Source organism: Arthrobacter alpinus, from assembly GCF_900105965.1.
GTDB lineage: Bacteria > Actinomycetota > Actinomycetes > Actinomycetales > Micrococcaceae > Specibacter > Specibacter alpinus.
Genome location: NZ_FNTV01000001.1, coordinates 1012223 through 1028129, shown reverse-complemented (window position 1 = coordinate 1028129; position 15907 = coordinate 1012223). Strand labels below are relative to the sequence as shown.

The 15907-nt window shown below is 62.1% G+C and carries 16 protein-coding genes and 1 riboswitch; of the genes, 13 read left to right on the top strand and 3 right to left on the bottom strand.

Annotated features, from left to right (window positions below; all coding sequences use genetic code 11):
• Window positions 1-142: 142 nt before the first annotated feature.
• Window positions 143-457: a DMT family transporter gene (locus BLV41_RS04710; protein WP_074710794.1), complete on the bottom strand. Its 315-nt coding sequence runs from the start codon at window positions 455-457 to the stop codon at window positions 143-145.
• Window positions 458-469: 12 nt separating this feature from the next.
• Window positions 470-531: riboswitch (guanidine-III (ykkC-III) riboswitch) on the bottom strand.
• Window positions 532-681: 150 nt separating this feature from the next.
• Here BLV41_RS04710 and BLV41_RS04705 point away from each other — a divergent pair.
• Complete coding sequence (locus tag BLV41_RS04705) at window positions 682-876, top strand: antitoxin (protein WP_044570766.1); 195 nt, start codon at window positions 682-684, stop codon at window positions 874-876.
• A 94-nt stretch (window positions 877-970) separates the two neighbouring features.
• Here the strand turns inward: BLV41_RS04705 and zapE are convergent, their stop codons facing one another.
• The gene (gene zapE / locus BLV41_RS04700; protein ID WP_074710793.1) at window positions 971-2026 is read right to left on the bottom strand and encodes a cell division protein ZapE; all 1056 of its coding nucleotides are present in this window, start codon (window positions 2024-2026) and stop codon (window positions 971-973) included.
• Between the two features lie 194 nt (window positions 2027-2220).
• Here zapE and BLV41_RS04695 point away from each other — a divergent pair, with 194 nt between their 5' ends.
• The 3 genes from BLV41_RS04695 (at window position 2221) to ybaK (ending at window position 4348) form a co-directional block, all read left to right on the top strand.
• Complete coding sequence (locus BLV41_RS04695; RefSeq protein WP_074710792.1) at window positions 2221-3141, top strand: sulfurtransferase; 921 nt, start codon at window positions 2221-2223, stop codon at window positions 3139-3141.
• A 116-nt stretch (window positions 3142-3257) separates the two neighbouring features.
• Window positions 3258-3716, top strand: coding sequence for a SufE family protein (locus tag BLV41_RS04690; protein ID WP_044570758.1), 459 nt, complete (start codon window positions 3258-3260; stop codon window positions 3714-3716).
• 116 nt (window positions 3717-3832) lie between these two features.
• Entirely contained in the window at window positions 3833-4348 is a 516-nt protein-coding gene (gene ybaK, locus BLV41_RS04685) for a Cys-tRNA(Pro) deacylase (protein WP_074710791.1), read from the top strand.
• A gap of 15 nt (window positions 4349-4363) precedes the next feature.
• On the opposite strand, the gene BLV41_RS04680 is transcribed toward ybaK, so the two are convergent.
• The gene (locus BLV41_RS04680) at window positions 4364-5581 is read right to left on the bottom strand and encodes an alpha/beta fold hydrolase (protein ID WP_074710790.1); all 1218 of its coding nucleotides are present in this window, start codon (window positions 5579-5581) and stop codon (window positions 4364-4366) included.
• 125 nt (window positions 5582-5706) lie between these two features.
• On the opposite strand from BLV41_RS04680, the gene BLV41_RS04675 reads away from it, so the two are divergent.
• The 9 genes from BLV41_RS04675 to BLV41_RS04635 all read left to right on the top strand — a co-directional run bounded on the left by BLV41_RS04675 (window position 5707) and on the right by BLV41_RS04635 (window position 15830).
• Window positions 5707-6198, top strand: a complete 492-nt coding sequence (locus tag BLV41_RS04675) for a hypothetical protein (RefSeq protein WP_044570748.1) — start codon at window positions 5707-5709, stop codon at window positions 6196-6198.
• Between the two features lie 14 nt (window positions 6199-6212).
• Window positions 6213-6653 (top strand): peptide-methionine (R)-S-oxide reductase MsrB, encoded by a 441-nt coding sequence (gene msrB, locus BLV41_RS04670; RefSeq protein ID WP_044570745.1) that lies wholly within the window; start codon window positions 6213-6215, stop codon window positions 6651-6653.
• Between the two features lie 165 nt (window positions 6654-6818).
• Window positions 6819-8204 (top strand): DUF6421 family protein, encoded by a 1386-nt coding sequence (locus tag BLV41_RS04665; RefSeq protein WP_074710789.1) that lies wholly within the window; start codon window positions 6819-6821, stop codon window positions 8202-8204.
• Between the two features lie 18 nt (window positions 8205-8222).
• Window positions 8223-8927 carry an SDR family oxidoreductase gene (locus BLV41_RS04660; RefSeq protein ID WP_074710788.1) on the top strand — a complete coding sequence of 235 codons (705 nt, stop codon included), beginning with the start codon at window positions 8223-8225 and terminating at the stop codon, window positions 8925-8927.
• 61 nt (window positions 8928-8988) lie between these two features.
• Window positions 8989-10056, top strand: coding sequence for a threonine aldolase family protein (locus BLV41_RS04655; RefSeq protein WP_244516736.1), 1068 nt, complete (start codon window positions 8989-8991; stop codon window positions 10054-10056).
• 86 nt (window positions 10057-10142) lie between these two features.
• Window positions 10143-10721, top strand: a complete 579-nt coding sequence (locus BLV41_RS04650) for a DUF3000 domain-containing protein (RefSeq protein WP_074710787.1) — start codon at window positions 10143-10145, stop codon at window positions 10719-10721.
• A gap of 84 nt (window positions 10722-10805) precedes the next feature.
• Window positions 10806-12242, top strand: coding sequence for an HRDC domain-containing protein (locus BLV41_RS04645; protein ID WP_083360601.1), 1437 nt, complete (start codon window positions 10806-10808; stop codon window positions 12240-12242).
• A gap of 223 nt (window positions 12243-12465) precedes the next feature.
• Window positions 12466-13689 (top strand): thiolase family protein, encoded by a 1224-nt coding sequence (locus tag BLV41_RS04640; RefSeq protein WP_074713106.1) that lies wholly within the window; start codon window positions 12466-12468, stop codon window positions 13687-13689.
• A complete protein-coding gene (locus BLV41_RS04635) occupies window positions 13686-15830 on the top strand; it encodes a 3-hydroxyacyl-CoA dehydrogenase NAD-binding domain-containing protein (RefSeq protein ID WP_074710786.1) in 2145 nt (714 codons plus the stop codon). Before BLV41_RS04640 ends, BLV41_RS04635 begins: the two co-directional genes overlap by 4 nt.
• Window positions 15831-15907 lie beyond the last annotated feature (77 nt).

Genomic DNA, 15907 nt, shown 5'->3' with positions numbered 1-15907 from the left:
ACTGGATGGACCCACAGCTCCGAGGGCCCCACGCTACAGACGCGCCAGCGGCTGCAGACCGACAGGAGCCGGGTGGGCCCACAGCTCCGAGGGCCCCACGCTACAGACGCGCCAGCGGCTGCAGCGTGGGAGGAGCTGGGGACTAATGCGCCAGCTTGAGCCCCACGATGCAGCCGATCAGGCCAAGCAAGAGCAGGACCTTGATGACCGAGACAGCTTCTGCTCCGGTGGCCATGGCGTAGGCAACGGTCAACGTTGCGCCGATGCCTACCCAAACGGCATAGGAGGTGCCTATGGGAAGCGTGCGCATGGCCCAGGCGAGGCCGGCCATGCTTGCTATGAGGGAAACTCCAAAGACCACACTGGGGCCGAGTTTGGAGAACCCTTCACTCTTGCCCAATGCGGTGGCCCAGACAGCTTCCAATACGCCTGAGACAACCAAAATTAACCATGCCATGAAAAACACTCCTCGACGCCGTCTTGTCGCTGTCCGGGTACGGCGCACCTCGTCCGGGTGCCTTGTGGCAGAACCAATGATGGCACATTCCCATGAGGCGGGAAAGCTCTCCGGGGCGGTGGAACAACTTCGCTCTTGGCTCAAACCGTTGACATCGTGACGGGGCGCACTATGCTGGAAAAAGTTGGGGCGCCAATGGCCCCAGGAGTGAAGGGAGGTGCCAATTGTCTATTTTTGACGATATTAAGGGCAAGGCCGAAGGATTGATCGGCAGCCACGGCGACCAGATCAAGGACGGCATCGAGAAAGCCGGTGATTTTGTCGACGAAAAGACCGGCGGCAAGTTCGCCGACAAGGTTGATGGTGTCCAGAACGCCGCTTCTGACTTCGTAGATGGTCAGAACAAGGCCGGACAGTAATCCGAACCCTTCGCCCTTAAATCAAGGCGTCAAAGGGGGCGTCGGTCCCGTCGAGAGACGGCACCGACGCCTTTTGGCTTTAAGGCAACAGGAATTAGCTCACAGGAACGGCAGTACTGGCCTCTTGGGCTTCTCGAGCCAAAGCCGTCAAGCGCGATACGGCACGGAAGTACTTCTTCTGGTAGCCACCGGTCATCATTTCCGGGGTGAACAACTGATCCAGAGGGGCGCCGCTCGCCAGGATCGGAACATCCTTGTCATAGAGCCTGTCCGCGAGGACAACAAAGCGCAGCGCAACCGATTGTTCCGTGATGGTGTGGACATTGCGCCACACCACAGCATCCACGCCTGCCAGCATTTGCCGATAGCGCGACGGGTGAACACCGGCGAGGTGATCAACCAACGTCGCGAAGTCGTCCACGGCTACCGTGCGACCGGCAAAGTCGTGGCGCATGCGAGAGTCAAGGTCACTATTGGGAACTGGCTCGGGCGGGGTGGGCAGCCCGCGGTGACGGAAGTCCTCACCGTCGATGTGGAGGATATCGAACTGGTCGGCCAACACCTGGATCTCGCGCTGGAAGTCAACAGCGGCAAAGCGGCCGTCGCCCAAGGACCCGGGCAGGGTGTTGGAGGTTGCGGCCAACTTAACTCCGGCGTCGGCCAGTTCGCGCATGAGCCGGGACATCAGCACGGTGTCTCCGGGATCATCAAGTTCAAATTCGTCAATGCACACGAGCTTGTAGGTACTCAACGCTTCCACCGTCTTGCGGAACGACAAGGCACCCACCAAGTTGGTGTATTCCACAAAGGTTCCAATGGCCTTGGGTCCCTCCACCTGGTGCCACAAGGAGGACAACAGATGAGTCTTACCCACACCGAAGCCACCGTCCAGGTAGATTCCGGCTCGGGAGTCGGCGGCCTTGGACTTGCCGCCAAAGAACTTCCGCAGTCCACTGGCTGGCTTGGCCATGGTTGCCTCACCGAATTCCTGCAGCATTGTCACGGCCTCGGCCTGCGAGGGCTGGGACGGATCTGGTCGGTAAGTATTGAAGGAAACCTCGCCAAATCGCGGCGACGGAACAAAGCCCTTTAAGAGTTCTTCCACCGAGACTGCAGGGCGGCGCGTGGAAAGTTGCTCAACTTGTACCAAGAAAGTGTTCCGATCATGAAGAATTTTTTGCCGGGCCGTTGGGAAACAGCCGCAGGACTCACGGATACCAGAATACCCACCGCATATTGCGTTTCGTTAACGTGAGGGAAGTTTCCTGCACCGCGGCTGGTTACTGTAAGGAACACCAACGGCCGGAGAGGTTCCGGCACGAGCGATCTACACGAAGGGGCGTCATGCCTGTAGCAGTTGAATCGAATGAGAAGTTTGCCGCCTACGCACACCCCGAGCGCCTGGTCTCTACCGAGTGGTTGGCCCAGGCCTTGGCCAATGGAGCCACGGCGGACGGCAGCTTGGTTGTGGTTGAGTCCGACGAGGATGTCCTCCTCTACGAGACGGGCCACATCCCCGGTGCAGTCAAGATTGACTGGCACACTGACCTGAACGACGACGTCACTCGCGACTACATTGACGGCGCCGCTTTCGCGTTGCTCGCTGCGGCCAAGGGCATCTCTCGCGACACCACCGTGGTGGTTTACGGTGACAAGTCCAACTGGTGGGCCGCCTACGCATTGTGGGTTTTCACCTTGTTCGGACACGAAGATGTTCGCCTGCTCGACGGTGGCCGTGACAAGTGGATCGCCGAGGGCCGCGAATTCACCACCGACGCCACGCAGGTCACCCCGGCGGCCGACTACCCCGTGGTGCAGCGCAATGACGCACCCATTCGCGCCTACAAGGATGATGTCTTGGCCCATCTGGGCAAGCCGTTGATCGATGTCCGCTCCCCCGAGGAATACACCGGTGAGCGCACCCACATGCCTGCCTACCCTCAGGAAGGAACGCTGCGCGGCGGTCACATCCCCACGGCGGCGTCCATCCCGTGGGCCCGGGCGGCCGCCGAAGATGGAACGTACCGAACTCGTGAGGAGTTGGAGGCGCTCTACCTGGGTGAGGCTGGCCTGGTGGCCGGTGACGATGTTGTGGCTTACTGCCGCATCGGCGAACGTTCCAGCCACACCTGGTTTGCCCTCAAGTTCCTGCTCGGTTTTGAAACCGTGCGCAACTATGACGGTTCCTGGACCGAGTGGGGCAACGCTGTCCGGGTGCCGATCGCCGTTGGGCCCGAGCGTGGCCAGCTGCCCAGCTCCAACTAGTCTCCAATCCCTCCCCAGGGGTCAGCCGCTGCCGCGTCTGGCACCTGGGGCGCGTGGGCCCCACAACGGCCTGTCTTTTTTCACATTCGCCACGAAAGAAAAGTACGCTTTAGTCGATGACTACTTCACAAGCACTCCCCCCGGCATTGGCTGAGATCGTCAATGATTTCAAGGAACTCGAAGAACGCGACCGTCTGACACTGCTTCTGGAATTCTCCCGTTCGCTCCCGCCTCTTCCGGAGCGGTTGGCGAACCATCCCGAGTTGCTGGAGCAGGTGGTTGAATGCCAGTCACCGCTCTTCTTGACGGTTGAGTCAGAAAAGACTGACAAGGGCGATGTCATTCGCCTGTTTTTCCAGGCGCCACCGGAGGCACCCACAACGCGTGGTTTCGCTTCGGTCCTCTTTGAGGGTTTGGATGGCTTGACCGCCGAAGAAATTTTGGCGGTTCCCGATGACATGCCCGAGCAGTTGGGCCTGACCAGGGCCATCTCACCGCTTCGCATGCGCGGCATGTCCGCCATGTTGGGACGCGTCAAGCGCAAGATTGCCGGCGGAGTCCGCCCGGCCGTCTAGGCACACGAGTGCCGCACCACCTGCCCCGTCACCTCCCCGAGCATGTGAGGTGACGGGGCATTGTGCGCCCTGGTTTGTACCCGCATTCGCGAGGCCGCAACTGCCATAATTGCCGTATGGCCAAAAAGACTTCAGGGGCAGGGACCCCGGCAACCGTGGCACTCACGGCGGCCGGAATCCCCTTCTCAGCCCACAGCTATGCCCACGATCCCGCCACCACCAGCTACGGGATGGAGGCGGCAACTGCCCTTGGCATTTCCCCGGAGCGGGTGTTTAAGACCTTGATGGCCGATGTTGCCGGCACTCTGGCCGTGGCCGTTGTGCCCGTCAACGGCACACTCGACTTGAAGGCATTGGCCGCGGCCCTGGGCCAGAAAAAGGCGGCCATGGCCGATCCTGCCGCCGCCCAGCGACGGACCGGCTACGTCTTGGGTGGCATCTCGCCGCTGGGCCAACGCCAACACTCCCCCACGGTGCTGGACGCCTCAGCGCTCTCATGCGAGACAATTTACGTCTCCGGTGGCCGGCGCGGTTTCGACGTGGAGCTTTCGCCCAAGGATCTATTGGCTCTCACCCACGGCACGACGGCGAACATCGGCGCCGCGAAAAGCCAACCGCTGCTGGAGCGCTAATTGACGGCGGCCAGTTCACTCCCTCGGCAGCGTGTATCTGCCGAGCCGGGGTCGCAGCCATGCCTCCACGGCGTTCTCCCACCGGCTCGGCTCCACGTTCCATTCCTTGGTGTGGCGGGCCTTGCTGAACGGCTCAAAGGTGACCATTTCCGGATTCCGCTTAGCCAGTTCCGCCGTGGGGCCGTAGGGTACAAAGTCGTCGTCAATGCTGTGCAAAATGAGCGACGGCGTGCGCAGCTCCACGGCGCGGCTCACCCAGTCCAAACTCTTGAAGTTGACCGGCGCGGCCAGTCCGGTGATGCGCCGCCCCAGCGGATGGGTCAGCATCAGTTGCGCGTACCGGCCAATGTAATTGGGAATCTTGTTGAGCTGGGCCTGATGGGCCAAAACGTCGATCCAGTTAATGACGGGCCCGTCCAGGACCATCGCCAGGACGTGCTTCCTGTTCCGGGCTACATCGGCCGTCTGCAAACTGATGGCGCCGCCCATGGAGTTGCCGAACAGCACCACATCCTTGGCACCGCGGGAAATGGCAAAGTCGATCGCTACCTCAACATCGGCCCATTCGGTGACCCCCAACCCATACCGGCCGTCGGAGGCTTTGGGGGCGTCGCCGTCGTTCCTGTAGGAGATCAACAGGGCGTTCATGCCCAATCGGTGGGCCGTGGGGACCGCCCGCAGGCCCTCGATCCTGGTAGCACCGCGCCCGTGAACCATGATGGCCCATGTGTGCCCGGGGTTGGGTGCCGGCACCAGCCAGGCCGGGGCCGGGCCATCGGGCAGGTTCAGGGTGACGTCTTCGCTCTCGAGCCCCATTTGTTCAGGGTGTGAGTAGAGGTTGCCGGACCACCAGCCTGCCGTTGCCGTGCGCAGGTCGCCGCTGTGAACCGTGACGACCTCGCGCGTGATGCTGCCTTCGCGGGGTACATAGGAAATGATGGGGCCAATGATGGCGTGTCCTTGGCTCCCACTGAAGAACAGCCCGTAATTGCCCTCGATGATGGTGTCCGGCGTGGCTTCCAGGACCACCTGCAGTCGGGGACCATCGGCGATAACGGCAAGGATGGCTAAATCGTCCGGGCGGTGTTTATCCGGCGTCACCACCCGCCTGGCGAAGTACGCGGCGAGCCCGGACGTGGCGGTCACAACCGCAACTGCACCAGCCCCCACTGCTCCGGCGCCGAGGGCACCCCACTTGAGCCATGCACTTGACTGTGTTTCCGAGGTAGCCATGCCCCTATTCTTGCCTATCCCCGTGCGGCTGCGAAGTGCGGCACACCGCGTGCCCTGACAACTTTCACATCGTGTCCGGCGCCGTTGCTCCTTGTTTCTGCGGTCCGGAAGCCTATGCTGGTGCCATGAGCGAGACGATCATCATTCTGACCGAAGAACCCCTGACCGCCGTGGACGTGGAGAACATCTCCGACCTCTACGGCCCCGAGGACGATGTTGAGCTGGTGTTATTGGTTCCCGCCAATACCAAGCGAAACCTCTTCGTGGACGTGGTGGACCAGCTGACCATGCTGGACCTGCCCGGTGTGCTGCGTGAACTTCGTGAGAAGCCCAACGCCGAGGCTGTCAGGGCCGAGGCGGAGGAAATTCTCGCAACATCGATGGCGGTGTTGGCTGACGCCGGGGCAAAGGCCACCGGTTCCGTGGCGGAGGGCGACGCCGTTGCCTCCCTGATTGCCAAGGTCACCGAGGTGGGGGCAAGCCAGGCAGTGGTGGTCACCCGCCCGCACGCCGTTGCCGACACGTTCCGGCAAGACTGGGCACATCAGGCTCAGCGAAAGCTGGGGCTGCCAGTTTTGCATTTGTACACCGGTTCGGGATTTATTGGCGACTCCTAGGCGTTGATGAAAGCATGAGCACTTTTGAAGAATCCCCTGAACAACCAGCCGCTGCGACAACTGTTGTAAAGACCGATGAACAGTGGCGCCAGGAATTGAGCCCGGCCGAGTACCAGGTACTGCGCAAGGCTGGCACCGAACGGCCGTTCACGGGCGAGTATTGGGACTCCACGCAGGAAGGCGTCTACGCGTGCCGGGCCTGCGGCGCTGAATTGTTCACCTCCAAGGAGAAGTTCGCATCTCATTGTGGGTGGCCGTCTTTTTTCGCGCCGCTGGCCGACGGGACCGTCCGATACCTGCATGACAACACGCTGGGCATGAAGCGTGTTGAGGTCCGGTGCGCGTCCTGCGATTCGCACCTGGGTCACCTCTTCGAGGGCGAAGGATATGACACCCCAACGGATGAACGCTTCTGCATCAACTCCATTGCCCTGACCCTGCGGCAACAACCCTGAGCCTGACCATGCAGCAAGGTCTTGCGGAGCTTTCGCCAAACGCTCCGCAATGGCCTTGAGCATGACAGTTACTTATGCTTAGGACTATTTCAGATTAGTCTTCCTGTTCCTTTGATACGCTCGAAAAAATGCCCACAAGGCACTACGCAGCGAGGATGAGACACCATGAACACCACTCTGGAAAGCACTGGCATTGCCAATGACTTTGACTACGGCACCCTGGCCCACCACACTGCGTGGCTATCCCTCAAGCAGGCAGCCACGCAGCTGGCCACACTCCAGGCCAAGGACGGTTCCGTCCCGGATACTGCTGACCACAGCCACGCCTCTGCGTTAATCGAAGCAATCAAGACGGCTGTCACGGAACTTGCACCGTACTTCCCGCACGATTGCAGCTACCTGGAATTGCTCGTTGCGGATTTCACCCGCTGGGCGGAGTCGGGATTGGGTGTTCCGGATTTCCTTGATTCGCTTCTGGCTTTCAACCCGCAGGAACAACGCGTCAACAGCCTGGGACACCTGGTGGTGTTCCCCATGTACACCCAGAACGGATCGACCTCCCGCCACGTGGAGGCGGTCCTGGTGGACGTCATCTGGCCCGAATTCATTGGCGAACTCGAAGCCGGCAACTACTCCAACAAATTGTTTGTCCCGCTGCGATTCATTGACTTCACCGCCGGATACGACACAAACTCCGCCGTACTGTTCCCCGAAAGCGTCTCCGTCCGCGAAACTCCCACCTTTACGTGGGGAGCAATTTTCCAGGACCGCGAAGCCGCCCGCTTCCGCCGTGTTCTGCGGGAAGCCGCCGCTGTTACTCGACTGGAATTGCCAGCCGACGCCCTGGAGCTATTGGACGATCAGGCCCTGACCACGGAAACCTTTGTCATGTGGGATCTGATTCACGACAGGACGCACATGCGCGGGGACCTGCCCTTTGACCCATTCATGATCAAACAACGCATGCCGTACTTCCTGTACTCCTTGGAGGAGCTGCGCTGTGACCTGACGGCCTACCGCGAATCTGTTGCCGTGGAACATGATGACAAGGCCTCACCGGAGGCCCGGAAGCAAGCCAAGCTGGTCCAGTACGCCGTCATCTTCGACCGGATCTTCCGCTTCGCCATCACCGGTTCCCGGGTGCGCAACTACGACGGCCTGGGCGGTCAGCTGCTCTTTGCCTGGCTGCACCAGCATCACGTACTGCACTGGACGGACACCAAGCTTTCCATCGATTGGGATCAGGTGCCGGACGTGGTGATCGCCCTGGGCCAGCAGATCGAGGAGCTGTACTGGCGCTCCATCGACCGGCCCAAGCTGGCTCATTGGCTTGCCGCCTACGAACTAGTTTCGGCCACCGTGACTCCCAACCCGGCGTCAACCTGGGCCAAGGGACCCCAAGCCCTGCCCCTGACCGCGCCGCTGCGCGAAATCACCGATCAGGTCATGGACGATGAATTCCCCCTCTCCATGTTTTACGAAGCCTTGGAGAAGAAAATGCGTGGCGTGATCGATTCCACGGCCGGCATCACCGGCGCCAGCGCCGCGTAAGTGGGTACTGTAAGTTCCATGACATCTTTCACTTCCCAGGGACCCTTGGTGGTGATCGCCGGCGGCAGCAGCGCCGCCGGCATTGCCGTGGCGGCTTCCCTTGTCGCGGCCGGCATGCGCGTGGTCACGGTTGGTTCCGACGCCGGACGCATCACGGCGGCAGCCAACCTCACAGGCGGAGCCGTCCCCTTCAGCTGCGATCTAGCCGACCCTGACGCTGTTTCGGCCCTGGTGGCAAAAATTCACACAGACTTTGGGCCTGTTGACGGCCTGGTCCACTTGGTAGGTGGGTGGCGCGGCGGGGGCGGCATCACGGCCCAATCCGATGCCGATTGGGATTTCCTGCACACCTCGGTGTTGTCCACACTGCGCAACACCACCCGTGCGCTGTATGAGGACCTTGCGGCCTCTCCTGAGGGGCGTCTGGCCATCGTGTCCTCCACCTCGGTCACGGCCCCTACGGCCGGGAACGCAAGCTATGCGTCCGTCAAGGCCGCGGCAGAAACTTGGGTTCAGTCCGTGGCCCAGGGGTTCGGCAGCTCGACGGCACCCGAGCAAAGCGCCGCCGTCGTCCTTGTTGTAAAAGCGCTCGTCGATGACACCATGCGGGCACGCTCTCCGGAACGCTCTTTCCCCGGTTTCACCGACGTGGCCGTGTTGGCCCAGGCCGTCACCTCGCTGTTCGGCAAGCCCGGACTCAACGGCGCCCGCATTATCCTTTAGACCGGAACATCATCCGGATCTCGGCATTTTAGTTTTCAGCATCGACAATCGAAGGCACATTGTGAGCATTGGCAGCACCGAATTCACCCAACTTCACGACCCGAACGTGATCAGCTTCGCCTCGGACAACTACTCAGGAATACATCCCGAGGTTCTGACGGCGCTAGCCGCGGCCAACGGTGGACACCAGGTGGCTTATGGCGAGGACGTGTACACCACCTCGCTGCGCGCCGAAATGGGCAAGTTGTTTGGCAAGGAGGTTGATGTCTTCCCGGTGTTCAATGGCACGGGAGCCAACGTGGTGGCCCTGCAATCGCTCCTGCCGCGGTGGGGCGCCGTGGTGTGTGCTTCGACGGCGCACATCAATATGGATGAAAACGGCGCACCGGAGCGCGTCGGCGGCATGAAGCTGCTGAGCGTGCCTACACCCAATGGCAAGCTGACACCCGAGCTGATCGACAAGGAAGCATGGGGCTTTGGCGACGAGCACCGCGCCCAGCCACTGGCCGTCTCGATCACCCAGACCACCGAACTGGGGACCTGCTACACCCCTGAGGAAGTACGCGCCATCTGCGATCACGCCCACTCCTTGGGCATGAAGGTGCACATGGACGGCGCACGCCTGGCCAATGCGGCCGCCTACCTGGGCGTCCCGGTGCGCGAGTTCACCTCCGACGCCGGTGTGGACGTGCTCTCCTTTGGCGGCACGAAGAACGGGATCATCTTTGGCGAAGCCATTGTTGCGCTAAACCCGGAAGCCACCGACGGACTAATCTACCTGCGCAAGCTGAACATGCAGCTCTCCTCCAAGATGCGCTTCATCTCGGCCCAGTTGCTGGCGCTGCTTGAGGGCGACTTGTGGCTCCGGTCGGCCGGACATGCGAACGCCATGGCTGCAAAGCTGCGCGCCGCCGTCGAAGGTCTCCCCCAAGTGCAGTGCACCCAGGCCACCGAAGCCAACGGCGTCTTCGCGATACTGCCCGAAGGTGTGGCCGAGCGCCTGCGCACCAAGTTCCGTTTTTATGACTGGGACGAAGCCGCACGGGAAGTACGTTGGATGTGCTCCTTCGACACCACTGAGGAAGACGTTGACGCGTTTGTTGCCGCGTTGAAGGCTGAATTGTCCTAGGCAGCTCACCCCGCCCTGATTCAGGGCGGGGTGCCTTTTCGGCGCGCCTGCCACCGTTTGGCCACAAGGCGTCATAATCTGCCAGTGTGAGCCCAATTCCGCAGCTACCCGCTGACTTCCAAGCCGCCCTGGCCTCACTGCGCTCTGCGCGGAACCGGAGTGAATTGAAGTTGGCCGAAGTGCCTGCCCCGGCCCGGCTGGCTCCCTTCGGCGTGGCCCTTGGTGCCGAAATCATGATCGAGGGCGAAGAGCTGGCCACCGGCCGCTTCATTCTGCTCCACGACCCACAAGGTTCCACCCTGTGGGGCGGCACGTTCAGGATTGTCACCTACGTCCGCGCGCAGCTGGAGGCGGACATCGGCAACGACTCCCTATTGGGTAACGTCGCCTGGGCGTGGCTCGTTGAAGCCTTGGCTGAACAAGGTGCCCAGTACACCAACGCAGGCGGCACGGCCACCCGGATATTGTCCGAAAGTTACGGCTCCCTTGCGACTCGCCCGGACGCCGTGGATATTGAATTGCGTGCATCCTGGACACCTGCGGGGACCGCCATCAGCCCGCACCTGGAAGCGTGGGCCAACATCGTGTGCACTTTTGCGGGACTGCCTCCCGTGCAGGAAGGCGTGACCTTGCTGCCGCGCCGGCGCGGGGACACGAACGACTAAGGCCGCACGATTGCAGCCGCCGGTTCCTCGTTTCCGGTACATGGTCCCAGGGACATACTGGCCATTCGGTAGACTAAAGGCATCATGACCAACCCAGAATCAAGCACGCACAGCCGCGCCAGGACCAAATTGTCCACCACGCGTCAAAGCCACGACTCCAAAGCGACGTCCGGCACCGACGCTGCAACGTCCCCCACCACGGGCGGGACCAGCACCGAACTCGCCCAAGCTCCACTGACCAGTGTTGTCATTGACGGCGTCCGCCTGGAGCTGGGCGAACTGCCCGAGCTCGTGGAACTGGACATGCCTCGGGACGGGATTCCGGCGGTAGTGGAGAGCGAACCGGCCTTGAAGCGCTGCGCTGCCGCTCTGGCCGCGGGCACCGGCCCGGCCGCCGTCGACACTGAGCGCGCCTCCGGTTTCCGTTATGGCCAGCGGGCCATGTTGGTCCAGATTCGGCGTGAAGGCGCCGGTACCTGGCTCATTGACCCCGAGGCCTTCGACGACCTGAAAATCATCGACGATGCCCTGCGCGGCGTTGAATGGATCCTGCATGCGGCGAGCCAGGACCTGCCATGCCTTGCCGGCGTGGGCATGTGGCCCGACAAACTTTTTGACACGGAACTTGCTGCCCGCCTTGCCGGGCTCCCCCGCGTTGGCCTCGGTGCCGTGGTGGAATCTCTCCTTGGTTTCCATCTTGCCAAGGAACATTCCACAGCGGACTGGTCAACACGCCCCCTGCCGGAGCCGTGGCTTCGCTATGCGGCATTGGATGTGGAGGTACTCGTTGATCTGCAGGAGGAACTGGTTGCCCTCCTGGAGAATGACGGCAAGCTCGATTACGCCGCCCAGGAATTCACGCACCTAATCGATTCCGGCGTTCCCGCGCCACGTGTTGATCCCTGGCGCCGTACGTCGGGTTCACATACCGTCCGCAATCGTGTCCAGCTCGGCGCCGTTCGCGAGCTGTGGCAGACCAGGGAGAGGCTCGCCGAGCACCGCGACATTGCCCCGTCCCGTTTGATTCCGGACTCGGCCATCGTCGCCGCAGCCAAGGGAATGCCCACCACGGTTCCGGCGCTGCTGGCCCTGTCCGGCTTCCACGGCCGCGCCGCCAAGCGTGATGCCCCCAAGTGGCTCCATGCCATCCAAACTGCCAAGAACAGCTCGGATCTGCCGCCACTGCAGGTGTCCAACAATGCGCCCCCGCCGCCGCGCGTGTGGGCCGAGCGTGACGTGGAGGCCGCCGCTCGTTTGGCAACGGTGCGTCCGCGTCTGGCCGAGTTGGCCGAATCGATCAACATCCCTGCGGAGAACATCCTCACCCCTGACTTCCTGCGCCGCGTCTGCTGGCGCCCGCCGTCGAACATCACAGTGGAGTCCGTCACTGAGCAACTGGCCGAGCTCGGTGCCCGGCCCTGGCAGATTGAACTCACTGCGGCACTTCTCACCGAGTCGATGGTCAACCCTGAGCCCCTGGCCACCAAGGAAGCCAAGGGTCCCAAGGACGGCAACGCCTAACCCTCCCCACCAACGCGGCATCACTTAATGTCGGGTTTTTCCAAACGCTCCAGCAGTCACTGCTGGAGCGTTTGGCGTTAATGGACATCAACTGATGCGGCATTCGGAAGGCTGGGCAGGAATTTTGACCTCTAAGTTACTCATGGGTAACATGATGTGTGACACAGTCGTCCCCAAGGTCTTTGGGCTTCGGCACCCGTTGTTTGCACTCGAGGAGCTAAGCATGCGCCAAAACCGGCAGATTAGAGATGTTGTCTTTGTGGACGGCGTCCGCACACCCTTTGGACGCGCCGGGGAAAAGGGCATCTACGCCAACACCCGCGCGGACGATCTGGTGGTCAAGTGCATTCGAGAACTCATGCGCCGAAATCCGGAGCTGCCGGCCGATCGCATCGATGAGGTTGCGATCGCCGCGACCACCCAGACCGGCGATCAAGGTTTGACGATCGGGCGCACGGCGGCGCTCTTGGCAGGTCTCCCCCAGTCCGTCCCAGGATTCGCCATTGACAGGATGTGCGCTGGGGCCCTGACGGCTGTGACCACCACGGCGTCGGGCATTGGCGTTGGTGCATACGACATCGTTATCGCCGGCGGTGTGGAGCACATGGGCCATCACCCCATGGGGGTGGGCGCGGATCCGAACCCGCGCTTCATGTCCGAGCGCATTGTTGATCCCGCGGCCCTCAATATGGGAAATACGGCCGAGAACCTTCACGACCGTTTCCCGGCGATCACCAAAGAGCGCACGGATGCCTACGCCGTTGCCAGCCAAAACAAGTTGGCGGCCGCTTACGCCAAGGATCAAATCCAGGCTGACCTGGTCCCCGTGGCCACCATGAAGCCCGGAGCCGGCTGGACCGTCAACACGGTGGATGAGCCCCCGCGCCCCGGCACCACAGTAGAAGACCTGGCCGCGTTGAAGACGCCATTCCGGGCCCATGGCCGTGTCACCGCCGGTAATGCGGCAGGGCTGAATGACGGCGCTACGGCGGCACTTTTGGCCTCCTCCGAGGCCGCCGAAGAGTTGGGCCTGCCGGTCAAGATGCGCCTTGTCAGCTACGCCTTCGCCGGCGTCGCACCGGAGGTCATGGGGATCGGCCCCGTTCCCGCCACCGAAAAGGCCCTGCGCCTGGCCGGACTTGGCATCGAGGACATTGGCTTGTTCGAAATCAATGAGGCCTTTGCCGTACAGGTTCTAAGCTTCCTGGACCACTTCGGAATCGCGGATGACGATCCTCGCGTCAACCGGTATGGCGGTGCCATCGCCGTGGGTCACCCCTTGGCCTCCTCCGGTGTTCGCCTCATGAACCAGTTGGCCCGACAGTTCGCGGAAGATCATTCCGTGCAGTACGGCATCACCACCATGTGCATTGGTCTGGGCATGGGGGCCACAGTCATCTGGGAGAACCCCAACTTCAACGCAAACACTGAAGGGAGCGCCGCATGAGCGCCCAGGATTTTAGCAAGCTCACGGCCCTGTTCCCCGATGAGGTGGTGACTCACTCTCACGTCCAGGACATCGCCCTGCCCGCAGTGAATGGGGCGCCGAGTGCTGGCACCTTTGCCCTCATCACGCTCGACAATGGCCTGGATCACCGCCGCCCCACTACCTTGGGGCCCAACACCCTTGTGGAATTGGGCACCGTCTTGGAAACCCAACAGGACCGGGCGGCCAAGGGCGAGATTGTGGGTGTAGGCGTCACAGGCAAGCCGTTCTTCCTCGTGGCCGGGGCAGACCTCTCGGCAGTCAAGAGCCTCAAGGACCACGAATCCGGTTTGCTCATGGCCCAGCTCGGCCACGATGTCTACTCCACCTTGAATGATCTCGGCGTGCCCAGCTTTGTCTTCATCAACGGCTTGGCTCTCGGTGGCGGACTTGAGATTGCCCTCAACGCCAACTACCGCACAGTCTCAACCGGCGCGGGCGCCCTGGCACTGCCGGAGGCATTCCTCGGATTGGTTCCGGGATGGGGCGGCGTGTACCTGCTCCCCCGCCTGATCGGCCCGGCCAACGCCGTGACAGTGATGATTGAGAATGCCCTCAGCAACAACCGCACGCTCAGTGGGCCCGCGGCCTACAAGCTGGGCATAGCTGACGCCATGTTCGAACCCGCCGACTTCGTTGAACAGTCACTGAGCTGGGCCGCTCGCGTTCTTGCAGGCGCCGAAAGCGTGAGCCGCCCCAACGCGGTGAGCGAACCCCTGAGCGAGGAAAACAGCGCGGCGTGGGATGCCGCCGTCGTTCGTGCCAAGGCTTTTGTTGAGGCCAAGACCTCCAATGCGGCTCCGGCACCGGCAAAGGTGATCGAGTTGCTGGAGAAGGGCAAAAACTTCACGAAGGCGGAATCCTTCGTGGCCGAGGATGAGGCGCTGGCTGAACTCATGGGCACACCGCAGTTCAAGGACACCGTCTACGCGTTCCTTGATCTGGTCCAGAAGCGGGCCAAGAAGCCGGCCGGCGCCCCCGACCCCAAGCTGGCCCGGCCGGTCACGAAGGTTGGCGTGGTGGGAGCTGGCCTCATGGCGGGGCAGTTTGCGTTGTTGTTTGCCCGCCAGCTCAAGGTGCCGGTGGTCATGACGGACATCGATGCGGCGCGCGTGGACAAGGGTGTTTCCTACGTGCACGGCGAGGTGGAGAAACTGCTGGCCAAGGGGCGGATCAGTCAGGACGCCGCGAATCGCACCAAGGCGCTTGTGACTGGCTCGGTCTCCAAGGAGGTCTTCGCCGATGCAGACTTTGTTATTGAAGCTGTGTTTGAGGAACTTAACGTCAAGAAGCAGGTATTTGCAGAGGTGGAGGCCATCGTCTCACCCGAGTGCATTCTCGCTACAAATACCTCCTCGCTGTCGGTCACGGCCATGGCTGAGGACCTTTTGCATCCCGAACGCCTCGTGGGCTTCCACTTCTTCAACCCCGTGGCGGTCATGCCGCTGTTGGAGATTGTCCGCGCCCCCAAGACCGACGACGCCGTGCTCGCCACCGCATTCGCCACGGCCAAGGCCCTGCGCAAGAGCGCCGTACTCGTCAAGGATGCCGCCGCGTTCGTGGTCAACAGGGTACTCCTGCGGCTCATGGCCGAGGTTTCCAAGGCGTTCGACGAGGGCACCGACGCTCACACCGCGGATACCGCACTGCGCCCCATGGGCCTGCCCATGACCCCGTTCACGCTGCTGGCCATGGTGGGAATTCCGGTGGCTCAGCATGTCACCGAGTCGTTGCACACCGCCTTTGGCGACCGCTTCCATGTCTCCGCCAATCAGCAGGCGCTCATCGATGCCGGCAAGAAGGGCCTGTGGGAAACGGGCGCTGACGGCTCGGTTTCCATTCCGGCGGACACGTTGGCGTTGTTGACGTTCGGCAGTACCCCGTCCACAAGCGAGGAGCTTCTGCTCAAAACGCAGGATGCCCTGGCGGAGGAGGTTGGCCTCATGCTCGAGGAAGGCGTTGTTGCTGGCCCCGAGGACATCGACTTGTGCATGATTCTGGGCGCTGGTTGGCCCATGCACCTGGGCGGCATCACGCCGTACCTTGACCGGGTTGGCGCCTCCGAGCGAGTCAACGGCAAGCCCTTCCACCCGGCGAACTGATCAGCCCACCCGAACGTCCAGTTGATGCTGATGTTGCACAGTGACATCAGCATCAACTGGACGTTCGGGTATTGGCC

What these genes read in the sequence shown, in the direction of transcription:
- BLV41_RS04710 (WP_074710794.1), bottom strand. Translation starts at nt 457, where the DNA reads ATGGCATGGTTAATTTTGGTTGTCTCAGGCGTATTGGAAGCTGTCTGG.
- BLV41_RS04695 (WP_074710792.1), top strand. Translation starts at nt 2,221, where the DNA reads ATGCCTGTAGCAGTTGAATCGAATGAGAAGTTTGCCGCCTACGCACAC.
- BLV41_RS04690 (WP_044570758.1), top strand. Translation starts at nt 3,258, where the DNA reads ATGACTACTTCACAAGCACTCCCCCCGGCATTGGCTGAGATCGTCAAT.
- ybaK (WP_074710791.1), top strand. Translation starts at nt 3,833, where the DNA reads ATGGCCAAAAAGACTTCAGGGGCAGGGACCCCGGCAACCGTGGCACTC.
- BLV41_RS04680 (WP_074710790.1), bottom strand. Translation starts at nt 5,581, where the DNA reads ATGGCTACCTCGGAAACACAGTCAAGTGCATGGCTCAAGTGGGGTGCC.
- BLV41_RS04675 (WP_044570748.1), top strand. Translation starts at nt 5,707, where the DNA reads ATGAGCGAGACGATCATCATTCTGACCGAAGAACCCCTGACCGCCGTG.
- msrB (WP_044570745.1), top strand. Translation starts at nt 6,213, where the DNA reads ATGAGCACTTTTGAAGAATCCCCTGAACAACCAGCCGCTGCGACAACT.
- BLV41_RS04665 (WP_074710789.1), top strand. Translation starts at nt 6,819, where the DNA reads ATGAACACCACTCTGGAAAGCACTGGCATTGCCAATGACTTTGACTAC.
- BLV41_RS04660 (WP_074710788.1), top strand. Translation starts at nt 8,223, where the DNA reads ATGACATCTTTCACTTCCCAGGGACCCTTGGTGGTGATCGCCGGCGGC.
- BLV41_RS04645 (WP_083360601.1), top strand. Translation starts at nt 10,806, where the DNA reads ATGACCAACCCAGAATCAAGCACGCACAGCCGCGCCAGGACCAAATTG.
- BLV41_RS04640 (WP_074713106.1), top strand. Translation starts at nt 12,466, where the DNA reads ATGCGCCAAAACCGGCAGATTAGAGATGTTGTCTTTGTGGACGGCGTC.
- BLV41_RS04635 (WP_074710786.1), top strand. Translation starts at nt 13,686, where the DNA reads ATGAGCGCCCAGGATTTTAGCAAGCTCACGGCCCTGTTCCCCGATGAG.